The sequence below is a fragment of the Rhodococcus sp. WY5 genome (assembly GCF_018588185.1).
Taxonomy (GTDB): Bacteria; Actinomycetota; Actinomycetes; order Mycobacteriales; family Mycobacteriaceae; genus Rhodococcus_F; species Rhodococcus_F qingshengii.
The window spans coordinates 79127-93551 of record NZ_JAAMPR010000005.1 but is presented as its reverse complement, the minus strand read 5'-3'; the positions used below and the strand labels follow the sequence as shown (position 1 = coordinate 93551).

14 protein-coding genes are annotated in these 14425 nt (G+C 61.2%); 3 read left to right on the top strand and 11 right to left on the bottom strand.

Features of this window, described 5'->3' with window-relative positions; all coding sequences use genetic code 11:
- Window positions 1-6: 6 nt before the first annotated feature.
- Genes G4D79_RS33320 through G4D79_RS33295 form a run of 6 tightly spaced genes read right to left on the bottom strand, consistent with a single transcriptional unit; the run spans window position 7 to window position 7300 of the window.
- Window positions 7-2247 carry a hypothetical protein gene (locus tag G4D79_RS33320; RefSeq protein WP_214514965.1) on the bottom strand — a complete coding sequence of 747 codons (2241 nt, stop codon included), beginning with the start codon at window positions 2245-2247 and terminating at the stop codon, window positions 7-9.
- Window positions 2244-4784: an ATP-binding protein gene (locus G4D79_RS33315; RefSeq protein WP_075836580.1), complete on the bottom strand. Its 2541-nt coding sequence runs from the start codon at window positions 4782-4784 to the stop codon at window positions 2244-2246. The genes G4D79_RS33320 and G4D79_RS33315 overlap by 4 nt, the downstream gene beginning before the upstream one ends.
- Window positions 4784-5428, bottom strand: a complete 645-nt coding sequence (locus tag G4D79_RS33310) for a hypothetical protein (protein ID WP_214514964.1) — start codon at window positions 5426-5428, stop codon at window positions 4784-4786. Before G4D79_RS33310 ends, G4D79_RS33315 begins: the two co-directional genes overlap by 1 nt.
- 59 nt (window positions 5429-5487) lie before the next feature.
- Window positions 5488-5844 (bottom strand): hypothetical protein, encoded by a 357-nt coding sequence (locus tag G4D79_RS33305; protein WP_214514963.1) that lies wholly within the window; start codon window positions 5842-5844, stop codon window positions 5488-5490.
- A gap of 20 nt (window positions 5845-5864) precedes the next feature.
- Window positions 5865-6974 (bottom strand): conjugal transfer protein, encoded by a 1110-nt coding sequence (locus G4D79_RS33300; RefSeq protein ID WP_214514962.1) that lies wholly within the window; start codon window positions 6972-6974, stop codon window positions 5865-5867.
- Window positions 6971-7300, bottom strand: coding sequence for a hypothetical protein (locus G4D79_RS33295; protein ID WP_075836572.1), 330 nt, complete (start codon window positions 7298-7300; stop codon window positions 6971-6973). The genes G4D79_RS33300 and G4D79_RS33295 overlap by 4 nt, the downstream gene beginning before the upstream one ends.
- A 331-nt stretch (window positions 7301-7631) precedes the next feature.
- On the opposite strand from G4D79_RS33295, the gene G4D79_RS33290 reads away from it, so the two are divergent.
- Genes G4D79_RS33290 through G4D79_RS33280 form a run of 3 tightly spaced genes read left to right on the top strand, consistent with a single transcriptional unit; the run spans window position 7632 to window position 11276 of the window.
- Window positions 7632-8483 carry an RNA polymerase sigma factor gene (locus G4D79_RS33290; protein WP_214514961.1) on the top strand — a complete coding sequence of 284 codons (852 nt, stop codon included), beginning with the start codon at window positions 7632-7634 and terminating at the stop codon, window positions 8481-8483.
- A 39-nt stretch (window positions 8484-8522) separates the two neighbouring features.
- A complete protein-coding gene (locus tag G4D79_RS33285; RefSeq protein WP_214514960.1) occupies window positions 8523-9956 on the top strand; it encodes a cutinase family protein in 1434 nt (477 codons plus the stop codon).
- A 36-nt stretch (window positions 9957-9992) separates the two neighbouring features.
- Window positions 9993-11276, top strand: coding sequence for an IS256 family transposase (locus G4D79_RS33280; RefSeq protein WP_075832375.1), 1284 nt, complete (start codon window positions 9993-9995; stop codon window positions 11274-11276).
- Between the two features lie 346 nt (window positions 11277-11622).
- Here G4D79_RS33280 and G4D79_RS33275 read toward each other — a convergent pair whose 3' ends face one another.
- From G4D79_RS33275 to G4D79_RS33255, 5 genes are read right to left on the bottom strand one after another with little or no spacing between them, the layout of a single operon-like run.
- Entirely contained in the window at window positions 11623-12606 is a 984-nt protein-coding gene (locus G4D79_RS33275; RefSeq protein ID WP_214514959.1) for a hypothetical protein, read from the bottom strand.
- The gene (locus tag G4D79_RS33270) at window positions 12603-13118 is read right to left on the bottom strand and encodes a hypothetical protein (RefSeq protein ID WP_214514958.1); all 516 of its coding nucleotides are present in this window, start codon (window positions 13116-13118) and stop codon (window positions 12603-12605) included. The genes G4D79_RS33275 and G4D79_RS33270 overlap by 4 nt, the downstream gene beginning before the upstream one ends.
- A gap of 22 nt (window positions 13119-13140) precedes the next feature.
- Window positions 13141-13401 carry a hypothetical protein gene (locus G4D79_RS33265; protein ID WP_214514957.1) on the bottom strand — a complete coding sequence of 87 codons (261 nt, stop codon included), beginning with the start codon at window positions 13399-13401 and terminating at the stop codon, window positions 13141-13143.
- Entirely contained in the window at window positions 13398-14018 is a 621-nt protein-coding gene (locus G4D79_RS33260) for a hypothetical protein (RefSeq protein ID WP_075836560.1), read from the bottom strand. Before G4D79_RS33260 ends, G4D79_RS33265 begins: the two co-directional genes overlap by 4 nt.
- On the bottom strand, window positions 14015-14152 hold the full coding sequence (locus G4D79_RS33255) for a hypothetical protein (RefSeq protein WP_214514956.1): 138 nt from the start codon (window positions 14150-14152) through the stop codon (window positions 14015-14017). The genes G4D79_RS33260 and G4D79_RS33255 overlap by 4 nt, the downstream gene beginning before the upstream one ends.
- Window positions 14153-14425 lie beyond the last annotated feature (273 nt).

Below are 14425 nucleotides of genomic sequence, written 5' to 3'. Positions count from 1 at the left end.
TGCCGCCTACCCGGCGGAGCGTCGGGAGGGCCGTACCAACTCGGACGGTTGCGGGCGAGCTGTGGACGGCGAAACCCGAGGCACCGCCGAGGACTCGTTGGTCGCCGGTGACTCCGAGGTTCGGCGGGTAGAGCTCTTCTTGGGTTCCGGCAACAAGATCGGCGAACCATTGCTCGTGCGGTACTCGCGGAAGGTGTCTCGGCCGACGTTGGTGGTCTTCGGTGTTGCTCCACCTCGGTCGCCGCGAGCGGGCCGAGAGGCAGTGGAGACGGGTGCGTTGCTGACCGGCTTCTTGATTCCAGGCTTGGCCACCTGGTCCCGGCGCGGACGCGGTGCACCAGTGGATACCGGGACACCGGCGACCTTCGATGCCGCCGCTGCGGTCGCTGAAGACACTGCCGATTTCGCGGCGTCCTTGCCCTTCTGCCCTGCCGCGAGCGCTGCGGCAGTCGCAGTGGAGTCCTTTCCCTTCGTCTCGGCTTTCTCGGCCGGCTCGACGTCCTTGCCGGCGGCACGCTTGTTCTTGACCGCTTTCACACCTGAGACTGCTGCTTTACCGACGAAGTAAGCCGCAGCAACCCCGCCGGTTGCGGCTGTACCCGTTGCCGCACCGGCGGCTTGCGCTGCGCTGCCTGTGGCCTTCGCTGCAGTTGCGCCATGGCGGGCCGCCTTGGCGCCGTGCTTGGCGAGCGTTTTTCCACCCTGGTAGACCTGCCGGCCGACTTGTGCTGCAGCTGCGGCGTTCTGCATCGGGCTGGCGACCGGAGTCGACTTGCTGATCGCGGTGGGCGCTGCGCCGGGCCGGGTGGCCATCTTCTGTGCGAGGGTGTCGGAGAGCTTGCGTAGACGTTTGATCCCTCGGCGGAACATGACCAGCCCGACGAGCAGGACGATGTCGACGAAGACGAATTTCTCCATCAACCCGCCGCTCTCCGTATTGAAGAACGAACGCACCACCAGCAGATATGCCGCAACGAAGACCACCGCGAACACCATGATCAAGATGGACATGATGACAGTGGAGGCAGTTTTCAGCAGCGATCCTCGGCCTGCTCCGGGCAAAATACCGAACACGAGGGCGGGGATCGCTTTGACTGCTGACCCGAGTGCTGCCGCTGCTGCCATCAACATCGCCCCCGCGAACAGGAAGGCGAAGAGCATGATGATCGAGCTGCCGGGTACGAGGATCAGGCCGCCGATGACCTGGGATGGTCCAGGGTTGTCGGCGTAGTCCTTCATGTCTTTCGCGCCGGATCCGTCGCAGTCGGCGATGTTGTCCTTGAGAGTGTCTTTGTCGTTGCCCTTCTTGTCTTCATGCGCCGAGTCCCACGCCTCGATGCAGTCGACGCCTGCAGAGGGGTCGCTGTCGATGACTGTTCCGAAGTTCAGCAGTTGGGTGGGTTGGCGAATGAAGCTGTCCGCCAAGCCCGCTCCGATGTCATTGATCATTTCGTCGGGACTCGAGTTCATGTCACCGTCGTTGGCAAGTCCCGCGGCGATCTGCAGGCCGGCGTCGCGGCCTTGCATGATCAGCCCGTCTTCGCCGGCGATGCGCTCGATCGGGTTCGAAAGGACACCCACGGCCAACGCTGCGATCGCGCAGGAGATCATGAGCTCGTAGATGCCGGTCGACCAGCGTCCGCGGATAATCCAGATCGCAACGACGCCCGCCGTCACTGTCAGAAACGTGGTGGTGAGGTTGAACTGTCCGGTGATCGACGTGACCGCATCGCCGAGCGTTCGTACGGGTGCAACGATTTTCGGAAGCCAGTCGAACGACATGCTCCAGGTGATGAACCAGATCGCCGCCCCTGAGATCGCTCGATAGATCTCGAACTGGATCTGGATGATGATGGAGTACGCCATGTAGGTGGGGTGCCGAGCGGAACCTTCGTCGATCGAGAGGTAGTACCGCCATACGGAAATGCCGTGTGAGTCCTTCACAGGCATGAAGTTGAAGTAGCGGTTCTCCGGCGATCGAGATCCGTCTTCAGCATGTGCGGGCAGAGCTGCAATGACCGCGACCGTTCCGATCAAGTGCCAACCGACGACCGTTCTGACTACTGCACGCCGAATTTTCGTTGCCCACAGCCACACTCGCAGCCCCTTGGTACGGCGATCGAGTGCTGAGCACACAGGTTGAGGAACCCATGACCAGAGAACCCACAGCAATGCCGCCTTGACGCCGGCGCGAACAGAGAAGACGGTGCGGGACGTGTCGGCAGGCGACATTGCTGTGGCGTTCATGCCTCGATCAGCTCCTTGGGCGCCTTGTCCGGCGTCGTCTGGGTTGCGTGTGCACGGTTCGGCTCCGACGGCATGAGCACCTTGATTCGGCCGATGTTGCCGTAGGCGTCGCGCATGTAGCCCTCCCCGCGGCGATGAGGCTCGACGTATTCCGCGCCGGTGGCCGGGTCTTTGCCCGAAACGGGGGACGTCTGTTCGGTGAGTTCTTTGAACATGTCGGGATCGCTGGGATCCAGACCGACGAATGAAAGAGACCGGCGAGCGAGCGTGGCATCTGTCTGGCGCATCGCGAACCGCGTAGGGATCAAGCCTCGCAAGGTCTCATTGCCCAAACCTTCGTCCGGGTCCTGCGATCCGAGCCCGATGTATGCCTGCTCCTTGCGGCCCTCTCGGAGGAAGTCGATGACGATGTCGACGCCTTCCTCGGCGCGCGTCATGCGGTGGCACTCGTCGGCGAGGAACATCGCGGGCTCAGTCGGATTCGCGAAGCAGATCCCGCGGGCGATCAGACCGATGAGCGCATACATGGCTCGGCCTACGCGCTTCTCCAACCCGAGCTGGCGGAACAGGTGTTCCTGGACGATTTCCTGCTGGCTGGGAAGTTTGACCGTGTGGGTGCGGAAGACGATTGCCTGCGCTGTGATGTCGAGTGCCGGCAGTCCCTTCTCGAACAAGGCCGCTGCATAGGACTTGCGGGCATAGACGCCGAGTTTGTCGGCCAGCTCGATGCGTTGAACGAGGGTGCAATCATCGCTGCGGAGGTGATCGAGGATGTCCCCGAGGCCTCCGCCGAGCAATCCGTGCTCACCGCGGTAGGCAGGTTCGAGGACAGTGCCGAGAAGGACGCCCAGCGGCTCGTCGGGCTGGAGCTGCAGGAGTGGCAGCAGAACGGATGTCGCGACCTCGGCGCCCTTGTCGGGCCCGAAGATACGCAGTGGGTCCAGGCTCCACTTGGGATGAGACAGATCCGCGATGACAGCCTCGGCGATGGTGGCGGCCCATCGGGCGTACTCCCCCACCTCGGTGTGGTCGATAACGACGATCTTGCCTCCGCGATCGTGGAAGGCTCCACCGATCCCTTTCAGAAGAACCGACTTACCCGATCCCAGCGACCCGACCGCTGCGAAGGAACCCGAGATGTCCGCCGCCGACTTCTTGGCGACGTCGTGGTGAACCACGCCGATCCGAGCCGAGCTGATATTCAACGCGAGCAGTGGGCCCGACGAATCACCCAAGTCGTTGTGAACGCAGGGCACGTAGGCGGAGAAATCGGTGGAGGTGGTGATCTGAGCGAATTCTTTGACGATGGAGGGTGTCGATACTCCCGGGTTGAGTGCGCCCCACAGCTCCTCTTGGAATCCGAGAGGGCTGACCAGCTTGTAACTGGATAGCTCGAACAGCTTCGCGAGTTGACGCGCATCCCGGAGAGCGACCTCTTCGGTGTGCGCCCCGATCGCGAAGATAGTCGTCGACTGGACTTCGACTTCCATGTTGTCGGCATCCATTTTCGCCGCGTACTCGGCGAGGTCCTCCGCTGCGGCGTGGAGAACCCCGTGCCCATGGGACACTTCGCCCTCGCGCTGGCTGAACTGCTCGTTCAGGTTGATCAGGGCACGCTTGTTCTTCTTCGACACCTCTGCCGAGCTGCGTATGTGAAGTCTGATGCCCCAATCGACGTCGACGCCGGCAATGGCATCGGCCAGGGCGAGAAACTCGGAGCCGGGGAAGACTGTGTTGCCGGAGGGTGTGTCGGCCAACGCCAATAGGCATTGGTAGTTCGCGGGCCGCTCCTCGAGAGTCCACGGCTGATCGATTTTGAGGGCCTTCGTCAATGTCGGCGCCTTCGATTTCCAACCAGTACTGGGGCGATCGGTCTGGGCGCCTTCGTCGAACCGTGCGGCAGTAAATGCGGCCATCGGCTTCGTACCGATCGAGGAATAGGAAAGTGGAACGTCCGAATCCAAGCCGAGCCCACGCTGAAGGCTGTGTTGATGCAACCAGATCATCTGTGCGGGCGTCGCCGGTGTGGGACGGAAGTAGGCAGGAATGTCGGCGGCGATCATGTTTGCCTGCGTTGTCCGCCTGGCGACTTCTTCCGGGTCCAGTGATGTTCGCGGGAGTCCGAGATAGTCAGTCAAGGTTGTGCGTGCAGCGGACCAGGCCGCGGCCGCCTGGTTCTTCCATCCCTTGTTGGCGAGGGGAATGGACAGCCAGTAAATGCGCTTGCCAGGTTGGAACATTTCCAGTGTTTCAATGGTGGCGTCGCACTCTGCAGCCCACTGTGGGTGTGCGTCGAGATCGATTCCTTCTTCCATCCGTGCCACTACCGCCTCGGGATTGAGGCTGGCGCAGATTCCGAGCAGAAGCGCTTCTCCGTCGAGAGCACGCAGCAGCATCTTGTGCATAGACCGCGCAGTGCTCTTGTCCTCAGCGGGCCTGTAGCCGTATTCGATTCCGGTCAGGATGAAGTCTGCCCAGACAGTGCCTGAGCGCGTCCACCGAAGGTTTCCTCCGACAGCGGTGATTGGTTGAAGCATCAGGCCTTCTCTCGAGTGTTGTGCGATGCGGCGGCCATGGCGACAAGACGCTGGACGCTGGTGGATGCAGCGGGTTGGGTGGCCAGTGGGGGCCGGGGAATCGACGGCGGTGAAACTCGGCGGCGCTCCGGGGTGTGGTCTTGAACAGGTATGGAAGCGGGTTCGGGCTCCATGCGGACCGGGCGAGCTTCGGTGATGTGTTCGACGAGGGGGTGCGCCGCGAGCGAGGGCACCGGCACGACGGTCACCATGCCTGCGAGTGCGTGTACTCGGGGCCTGCGCGGTGAAGGTCCGGAAACTTTCGGTGCTTGTGCCGGCGAGCCGAGCGCTTTGCTCACGCCGGCGACCATGGAGAGTGGATTCCTGCCGCCGATGGGGAGCTTGCCAAGTCCCCACGCAGTGACCCCGACGAGTGCGACGAAGACGAATACGTTGCGAATCAGCGAGCCTGTCGCCCAAATTCCTGGTGTCTTCCAGAGCACGAGTGCTACCAGTCCGGCGCCGACGAACTGTGTGTAGCTGTACGGACCGCCGGGGAGTTTCTTTCCATCCGGCGTCATGCCGAGCAGCTGCGGGAACTTTCGTGCGCGGGTGTAGTTCTTGACGACCTCTCGGGACGTTGACTGCGGGTCCGATTCGCTCACGGCCTTCGCACCTCCTTCGTGGTGACTCGCTGTTTGGCTGCGTTCAGGGCTGAGGTGAGTTAGATGTCGTGCGGGTCTGGCAGGTTCACAAATCCGAGAAGGTCAGCACGCGGCTCGGGTGCATCGACGACGATCGAGTGACCCATGGAATCGAGTTCGGAGCCCACCTTGTCCTTGACTTCGGTGACGTTCCAGACGATCCACACGAGAAGTCCCGCAACGAGTCCGGACAGCAGGATGGGAGCCATGGAGAAGCGACTCTTGACTGCGGTGAAGGCGACACCTCCGCAGGCTCCGGTGGCGGTGAGGATTCGGATCGTGTCTTGCGTTTCGGTGGCTTTGGTGTTGGTCCATTCGAGGATTCCTTCCGCCAAGAGGTGAGTGTTCGGGTCGAGGAGAAGTGCAGCTGTACTCATCGGGATGCCTTTCGTGGATGTCAGTTGACGGGGGTGGCTGAAGTGGGAGCAGTTGCGCTCGCGGGCGTCGTCGAAACGGAAGTAGAGGGCGCACCGCTGGCTGCTGCGTTCTGTTCGGGGGCAGGAAGCAGCGGGCTGGCGTCCATGGCGGAAACCTCCCATCGACCGCCTCGTGAGGTGAGCGTGAGTGGATACTGGCCGGTCACCGACTCGGTAGCTGTCACCGAAAGTTCGGCAGTGGCGAGCACTCGGATCTTGATTCCGTCGGCCGGCGCTTTGTCAGCTGCCTCACCGGAGAAGTCGCGATCGGAAACGAGATCGACGACCTTGACGCTCTTGTACGGGGCTGGGCTGATCGCCCGAAGGGAGGTCCCTGGCGCGATGTATCGCGAAATTTCTCCCGTTCCTGCGGTCAAAGCTGCGAGGAACTGTTGGACTGCGGTGTTCGACGGATGCCCGGCGACAATGCGGTACTTGTAGCCGAGATTCACGTCGGGTCCGGTTGCAGGGGCGGGAACGGGTGACGGGATTGATGCCGCACGGGCCCGGCCGTCGTTGACGACAACGGGTACCGAATAGAAGCGTCTCTGCGCGGCTTCGGAGGGTTCGGATACCTGCCGCACGGAGGCCGAGACGATGACGGAGTAGACCTCGGACGTGTTGGTAGTTGGCGCACCAGTTCCGGATGCTGCGGCAGACTTCGCGGGTGCTGGTTGTAGTTCGACGCTTGCAATTCGGGCGTCGCTGGCGACGAAGAGCGCTTCCGCAGGGAGCTTGATTCCTTCCGAGCGAACGTATGGTGCGAGTGACTTTTCGGCACCACGTTTCGCTTGAAGCCACGTCACAACGAGCTGTTGCGCGAGGTCTTCCGACTGTGCCTGTGCGGCGGTGTTCACGGATGCCGTGGACTTCGGTTTCACCACTGTTGGTGAGGACACGGTGAACCCGGACAACACGAGAACGAGTGCCAGTACTCCCGCTCCGATGGCTCCGAAAAGTCCGAATCGGACTAGTTGTGTCTTCCGATCTTGTGTGCGCGCCCACGTCGCTTGTTCGCTCTGTGGTTCGTTGTCGTCGAGGACGATTTTGTCCGTGCGGGGCTTCCGTTTCATTCCTTTGAAGCGACTCATGAGGCACTGCCTTCGCTCTCGATGAGTGGCGCGACGATCGACAGAGTCGGCGGCTGTGTCGCAGCCTTTCGGCTCGTGTTCATGCGACCGAGCGCTGCACGTGCGCCAGCCGCAGGCTCGCCCAGCAGGTAGTGGACCCGCGCGCCGGCCTCTGGACTGAGGGGGTGATCTGCAAGCTCCGACAGTGCGGTCCGCAGTTGTTCCTGTACGGCGAACACCAGACCTGCATCGCGTAGCTGGCCACCGAGATCGTCTGATTCACCACTGAAACGAGTGAACGGGCCTCTCCATGGATCGGTGCTCACCTGCGGGTCCGGCTCGGCCATGTCAGGTCCTTCCTCTCGTCTGGCTCTCGGCAATTTCGAGGGCCTCTACAAGAGAGGAGGTTCGATTTTCGGATTGCTGTGACAGGTCTCGACGAACTTTCTTCAAAAAGTTTTCTGAAGCAGTTTTCGGTGTCATTGCCAGTCGAAGAACTGCCTGCTCGGGCGACCGCCTGCGCAACTCGCTGTGACCGCGTTCACGGTGGCTTTGAGTCGATCGGCGTGGCCGCGGCAATAACAGAAGCCCCAATGGCAATGACATACATGCAGGTCACGGCAATAACCCGTTGATCTACTCCTATGCAGACCAATTCCTTCTGCATAGGAGATCGCCGTGGACACGTCCATCCACGCGCATACCAGCGCCACCATTCCCGTCAACTCGACGGACTTCCTCGCGGTCCTGCATCAGCAGTGGATACGAGAGTCCGCGACGCCTTCTGCTCGTATCGAACTCTCGCAGTGGGTCAACACCCGGCCCGAACTTGTGGGTGCCGAGTCGTTCGCGGAACTGAAGGCACTCACCTTCTGTGAACCCGACGCCGTTCTGTCGGTACTACTTCACGCACACCAAGCGGGGTCGTCACTGGCGGGCAGCACGCTCATTGAATTCATGCGTCCGAAACTGACCGGGATGCAGAAGTACGCACGAGTCGCCAACGGGGTCGCCGCACACGCTGCGTACGCAGACCGGACCGCTGCGACGCTTCACGCATTCTGGGAAACGATCTCGACCTACCGCGGAACTCGCCGTGGAATCGCGGGGCAACTCGCGCTCAACACCCTCCACAAGATCACCGCCACAACTGCGGTTCTCGACGTCGCTGTCGACGACGCCCACTTCCAGATTGCAGATGCTGAACGGGCAGCGGAGGAGTTTCTTCGGGACGACGATCCCACCGAGATTGATGTCATGGATGTGCTGAATTGGGCAGTAGATCAGGGCACCATTTCGGACTCCGATCGCACACTGATCACCCGGGCGTACATGAACGAAGACGGTGCCGATGTCGCCGCTTTAGCGCAAGAGATGGGAATCACCCACGCAGCCGCACGTAAGCGGTTGAGTCGCTCGATCGCCCGGGTCCGCGACGCCGTGTGCAATCACCTCAACGTCCCGGAACCCAAAATCAAGCGAATCTCCATGTACCGCTCAGCGAAGAAGGACCTTCCCCTCGCAAGTTGAGTTTCACTCCATTCACGCCCTCAAGACAAGGACACTCCGATGAGTACATTCATCACCGCACGACGAGTCACGGTGGCCGCTGTTGCCATCGGAGTTCTGGCAGCTGTAGTCGCGGTTCCCGCCGCGACAGCCAATCAAAGCGCTCCGAAGCCTGCGTGCCCAGACAACCTTCTTCTCGCTATCGGTGGCACGACCGAAACAACTGCAGATGCCGATCCAAACCAGTCGCGGGGCATGCTCAAAAACGTCACCGATCCTTTGGTGAGCGAGTTCTCTACCGCGCAACTTCAAGTCGAGTACGTGCCGTACATGGCTCTCATCGTCGACGACAAAGCGAACACCTACGGCACAAGCAAGAAGCAGGCAATCGACACCGCTTCGAAGATGATCGCCGACAAGGCAGCCGAATGCACCAACACCAAGTTCGGTCTCACCGGATTCTCCCAAGGCGCTGATGCAGCCGGCGACCTGGCGGCAGATATCGGCAGCGGATCGGGACCAGTCGATCGCAATCGCATGTTCGGCGTCGCCCTCCTCGCCGACCCTGGACAATCCAAGAACGCGGGAAAGAGCATCGGCGCTCCCATCACAGGCGTCGGATTCGCCGGCGTTCGTCCGGCAGGGTTCGGCGACCTGAGTGACATCGTCGTCAGCGTCTGCGCTGCCGGAGACCTCTACTGCAACACCCCCGACGATGCTGTCGGGACACAATTCATCGGTGCTCTCGGTTCGCAGATCGATGCGCGCGATCCGGTGAAGTCCGTCGCCGGCGTCGTCACGACACTCCTCGGACTCAATGGCGCTCCGCTGACCAAAACTCTCGATGCACTCAACCAAAATGTCGCGACCGGCAACTTCCTGGCGGTACCGCAACTCGCTCTCGATCTCGCTTCACAGGTCGGCAATCTGAGCGCAGATGTCGCCGCCAAAACGGTCCCCGGCGCGGACATCGCACCTATCACCGCCTCTGTCACTCAGCTCACCGACACGGTCGCCCGAGGCGACTTCCTCGCGGTCCCAGGACTGCTCGCGCAGCTGGCTCCTCAAGTGATCAATTTCGCTACACAGCTCTCCACCGTCATCGGGCAGGTCGTATCCAAGCTGCCGATCAACGAGTACGCAGCGATCGGCGCTACCGTCTCACGTATCTCGGCGAACGCGGCGATGCAGAACTACATTGCACTGCCACCCGATCTCGGAAAGCTCGTCGGCCAGCTCAACAATGCGGTCCGCAAGACGCTGAAGGCACTTCCTCTCGATGCCTTCCCCATGCTCAACAAGATGGCTGACGAACTCACCCCAGGCAAGGTTCTCGACGAGGTACTGAACTACGCAACGTTCATCGCCAACGACGATCACAACTCCTACGCCAGTACTCCGATCAACGATTCCGGACGAACTGGAGCGGAGGAACTGACGAACACTCTTCGCACTCAGATCAACAACGGCGGGGCAGCTGTCACGGGACTGTAAGAACAACGGTGTAACTCTGAAAGGAGATACGCCACTATGACTGACGTGATTGAACGTGAGACAGAGACGAACTCGGCTCAGCCGGGTATCAGCGATGCGCGGCTCAAAGAGCTGGTCGAGCAGGCGCGAGCCGAAGGGCTGCAGTTGACCGGAGATGGTGGATTGCTGTCGAAGCTGACCAAGCTAGTCGTGGAGTCCGCGCTCGAAGGCGAGATGGACGACCACCTCGGATACGGCAAGAGCGACCCGGCAGGGAGGGGCAGCGGCAACTCCCGCAACGGCAGACGAGCCAAGAACGTGTTGACCGAGGCCGGCCCGGTCGAACTCGAGGTGCCCCGTGACCGGGATTCCTCCTTCGAGCCGAAGATCGTGGCCAAGCGGCAGCGTCGGCTCTCAGGCGTGGAGGACATGGTGATCTCATTGTCGGCCAAGGGTTTGACGACCGGTGAGATCGCTGCACACCTGGCCGAGGTGTACGGAGCTGATGTGTCCAAGCAGACGATCTCGACGATCACCGAGCGGGTGATGGAAGGCATGGCCGAGTGGCAGAACCGGCCGTTGGATCCTGTGTACCCGGTGTTGTTCATCGACTGCATCCACGTCAAGATCCGCGAGGGCAACGTCGCTAACCGGCCGATCTACGTCGCGATGGGGGTGACTGTCGACGGCACCCGCGACATCCTCGGATTGTGGGTCGGTGAGCACGGCGACGGGGAGGGAGCGAAGTACTGGCTTCGGGTGTTGTCCGAGCTGAAAAACCGTGGTGTGCAGGATGTTCTGATCGTCGTGTGCGATGGTCTCAAGCATCTACCCGACTCGATCGAGCAAGTGTGGCCACAGACCATCGTGCAGACTTGTGTGGTCCATCTTCTCCGTAACACCTACGCCTATGCCTCCCGCAAGGACTGGTCCGAGATCGCCAAGGACCTCAAACCCGTCTACACGGCTCCGTCGGAGCAGGCCGCGCTCGACCGATTCGCAGAGTTCAGTGACAAATGGGAGAAACGCTATCCCGCGATCATCAGGCTCTGGACTAACGCCTGGGCTGAGTTCGTGCCGTTCCTACAATTCGACAACGCCATCCGGCAGGTCATTTACACGACCAACGCCATCGAGAGTGTCAACGCTCGAATCCGCAGGGCTGTCAAGGCCCGTGGACACTTTCCGACCGAGGCCGCGGCCTTGAAATGCGTGTATCTGGCCATCATGAGCCTCGATCCCAAAGGCACCGCCCGCAGGCGCTGGTCCAACCGATGGAAGGCAGCACTGAATGCCTTCGAGATAACGTTCGACGGACGGCTGTCTGCCGGACGAAAGTAGTTAGAAACCAATCAATTACACCGTTTTCTGGACAGACCCGCTGTCACCGCCTAGTTGCATCAACTAGTGCTTGCGAGCATTGAGGGCCACAGAATTCGTTCTGTGGCCCTCAATGCGTCTGCGCTCACTCCACAGCGATGAAGAACGGAGACTACGGCAGCCACGTGATCCCGCCGTTGAGATGAGTCTCAGGTGCGCGGCCGCGTCCTGTGGAGGTAAGTGTCCGCAGGGCCTGGGCAGGATCCTCGTCGGCCAAGTCTGCGGGGAGCAGCCCCGCAGAGTGGAGCACACTGTGAAATTCTTGCGGCAACCATTCGGTGAAATCGGTCGGTTCGAAATCTGTGACCTAGATCTGCAGCGAACCTTGCTCGATCACCAGCGGGTAGACGGTGCCGTAGTCGTCGACGAACCCCGCCGCACCGGCGACGCTACGAGTAGAGAAGATCGTGCCGCCGCGCGGTACACCGCTGAACCGTGGGTGACGATCGAGTAGTCCGAACAGACGTCCCGCGACACCCGGAAGAACGAGATCGTCGACATCGAAGTACCCCGACGGCGACGAGGGTTCGAACTTCCCTGTCAGCGTGATGAGATGTCGGCGTCCGCCCTCGATTTCTTCCGGGAGGGGCAATCCCAGGTGCCGGGCTTTCGTCGTTCGGAGCTGGTCGTCGTCGAGCACGAGGTGGGTGACTGTGTGCCGAGTGATGTGGTCGATGATGCGCATTTCAACCCCGAGCGCAATGAGCACCACACGGATATTGTCGGCCGCGCTTGCACCGTCGAAACCGGATCGGCTCAGCATGAACCAGTTGTCTGGGTTGTCTCCGCATCGGACCATGAGGTGAGGCACCGAGCCGCGGGACGAGAGGTCGAATCGGTAGAGCGGCTGCCCCGACAAGTAGACGAGGTCGCTGGGGTCTGTGCTCGTAATGATCTCCGCGAGCGGACCCGCGGAGAGAGCGCAGTCGACGAATTCGTGCGCTGGCAACTGCAGGATCCATTCATCCTGCTCGTCTGTGATGGTGTAGCCGGCAGCATTGGCTTGGCGTCTGAACTCCGTGAGCGTCGTGCGTACCATTCCGAGCTGCCTCGCGATTTCCGACACTGTGAGTCCGCCATGCGTCACTGCGCGTTCCGTCCAAGCACCGAGAGCAAGCGTCGCATTCTTGGTAGCTGAAACGGAACGCGAACGTGCGCGAATTCGCGCGTCGATTCTCTCGAACATGACCGTACGGGGATCTTCGGACTTACTCGTCGACTGCAACGGCGCCGGGGATAGCCGCGAGCCGAGGTGCGGTGGACGTTCAGACTCACTGCGGCGGCGCGTCATGATTCTGCCTCGTTCACTTGGTGGTGGGTGCTGGTTCCCCAGCTCTGTTGTCGGACGAAGGAGCACGAAGGGCAGTACTTTTCACCGTGCGACTGTGTCCATCCATCTGAAGGAACCTCGCGATGAGGGGCGTCAGTGCCACATGCATCGCAGCTCGGTACGCACTGTGAAAACATTTCCCGCTGGTTCATGTCCACGCCCGGCGCAACGGCTGTTGAGGTCACGCCCTGCGAGCGGGCTTCGTTCTCGACCGGACTACTGCGGATCTCCTCCACCATCTCTGGCCACGCGTCCCAGTACCTCGAGGGCAGCCCCATCGGTACCTCTGATGCATCTGCGGACAGCAGATCGGCGGCTTTGCGTAGGCCACTGATTTCACACATCAGCCACCGCTCTTGATCAGTTGTCGAGGAGCTGTTGAAATCCGCGTCGGACTTGCCGTGAAGATATTCCTCGCGCAGTGTTGCGTATCGACGGATGATCTTCGCGCATATTGCGGTGGTGTCGGTCATGTACGGACCTTCCTATGGTTCGTCACAGTGACGTTTCATTGCTGGGGTGGCCGTCGGCACCCCTGGACCGCTGGACGCGCTGCACAATCCACAATCCGGTCATTCCGAAAACGACGACGACCAACGGAACGTCGAGAAGCCAAACCGTCCACGACGGCAGGGCGCCATCTCGTCGCCACGACTGGGCCACGTTGACGATGACGACAACGACAAAATATGCGCCGGCGAGGTGCCCACCTGCGACCCGAGAAAGGAAGCGCTCAACAGTCCCCTTCCCGATCATGACTGCGAGCGGACTATCGGGTCGGGGACCGCTGACAGCCTGACCGGATGCGGATCGCTCCCCTGCAGCACTTCGACCGCGTTGTACTGATCGAGAGTGCGAAAGCACCCTGCGGCAGCTGTGGCGGTCGTCATCGCTGACGGCTCGTCCGCGTCGAAGTCGATTCCCCACATTCGACAGCACGCCGTGAACGTCGGAATCGACGTCGCAGCCAGTCCGAATGCGCCAGCCGTCAATGCTCCGATGTCAGCCAGGCGTGGGTGCCATCGTGGCTCGATATCGAAGCTACGGAATAGTCGGGCGAGAAAATCGGCAGAGTCTTCCGGGGACGTCCCACCGAGGGTGTTGCCAGCCAAAGCCCCCGCCAGGTCAGCGATTCGAGCAGAGAGAACAGAGCGAGTGAGGTCGGCACTGTCCGCCAAACCTCGCCGATAATAGCCATTTCGGCGCAGAACGGAGGGATCCGCATCCGCAAGCTGTTCCTGAGTGAGCGGCACCGTCAAATCCCAGCGCTTCCCACTGCCAAGGCTCACGGCCGCCACTTCCAATGCGACGTGCCTCGCCGGGTCATCGCCTGTCGCATTGACCTGTACGACAACGAGCTCACGAGTTCTCATCGATCCCCGCCGTCTGCACGTGCACCCAGCGCGAAGTCCATTCGCACGGATCCCTCCTGTTGTTCGCCTGTATCGAACTCCGAGAGCATTGCGCTCAGTCGGGATCCGATGCGACTTTCCCCCACGTTGGTCATGAAACTTTCCTTTCGTCTACAGCATCAATGTCGCCATTCCCGTTGGTAGAGAACCCATCTCCATTTACATGCCCGGAAAGAACCGCGGCACGCAGGAAGGTCGACACGATCTCGTCCGACCCCCGTCCACCATGGACCGCAGATCCAGGCAACGATGCCTGCGCGGCTGACGGTTCCGGTGAGTTCATCGTCATCGAATCTCCTCGATCGTTAACGGGCCACTGTGGGCTTGTTCCCGAGCAACCTCTCGAAACGGGACGCTACATCCGGTAC

Excerpts from the sequence above, each read along its gene's own strand:
- G4D79_RS33320 (WP_214514965.1), bottom strand. The coding sequence starts at position 2,247 with ATGAACGCCACAGCAATGTCGCCTGCCGACACGTCCCGCACCGTCTTC.
- G4D79_RS33315 (WP_075836580.1), bottom strand. The coding sequence starts at position 4,784 with ATGCTTCAACCAATCACCGCTGTCGGAGGAAACCTTCGGTGGACGCGC.
- G4D79_RS33305 (WP_214514963.1), bottom strand. The coding sequence starts at position 5,844 with ATGAGTACAGCTGCACTTCTCCTCGACCCGAACACTCACCTCTTGGCG.
- G4D79_RS33300 (WP_214514962.1), bottom strand. The coding sequence starts at position 6,974 with ATGAGTCGCTTCAAAGGAATGAAACGGAAGCCCCGCACGGACAAAATC.
- G4D79_RS33295 (WP_075836572.1), bottom strand. The coding sequence starts at position 7,300 with ATGGCCGAGCCGGACCCGCAGGTGAGCACCGATCCATGGAGAGGCCCG.
- G4D79_RS33285 (WP_214514960.1), top strand. The coding sequence starts at position 8,523 with ATGAGTACATTCATCACCGCACGACGAGTCACGGTGGCCGCTGTTGCC.
- G4D79_RS33280 (WP_075832375.1), top strand. The coding sequence starts at position 9,993 with ATGACTGACGTGATTGAACGTGAGACAGAGACGAACTCGGCTCAGCCG.
- G4D79_RS33275 (WP_214514959.1), bottom strand. The coding sequence starts at position 12,606 with ATGACGCGCCGCCGCAGTGAGTCTGAACGTCCACCGCACCTCGGCTCG.
- G4D79_RS33270 (WP_214514958.1), bottom strand. The coding sequence starts at position 13,118 with ATGACCGACACCACCGCAATATGCGCGAAGATCATCCGTCGATACGCA.
- G4D79_RS33265 (WP_214514957.1), bottom strand. The coding sequence starts at position 13,401 with ATGATCGGGAAGGGGACTGTTGAGCGCTTCCTTTCTCGGGTCGCAGGT.
- G4D79_RS33260 (WP_075836560.1), bottom strand. The coding sequence starts at position 14,018 with ATGAGAACTCGTGAGCTCGTTGTCGTACAGGTCAATGCGACAGGCGAT.
- G4D79_RS33255 (WP_214514956.1), bottom strand. The coding sequence starts at position 14,152 with ATGACCAACGTGGGGGAAAGTCGCATCGGATCCCGACTGAGCGCAATG.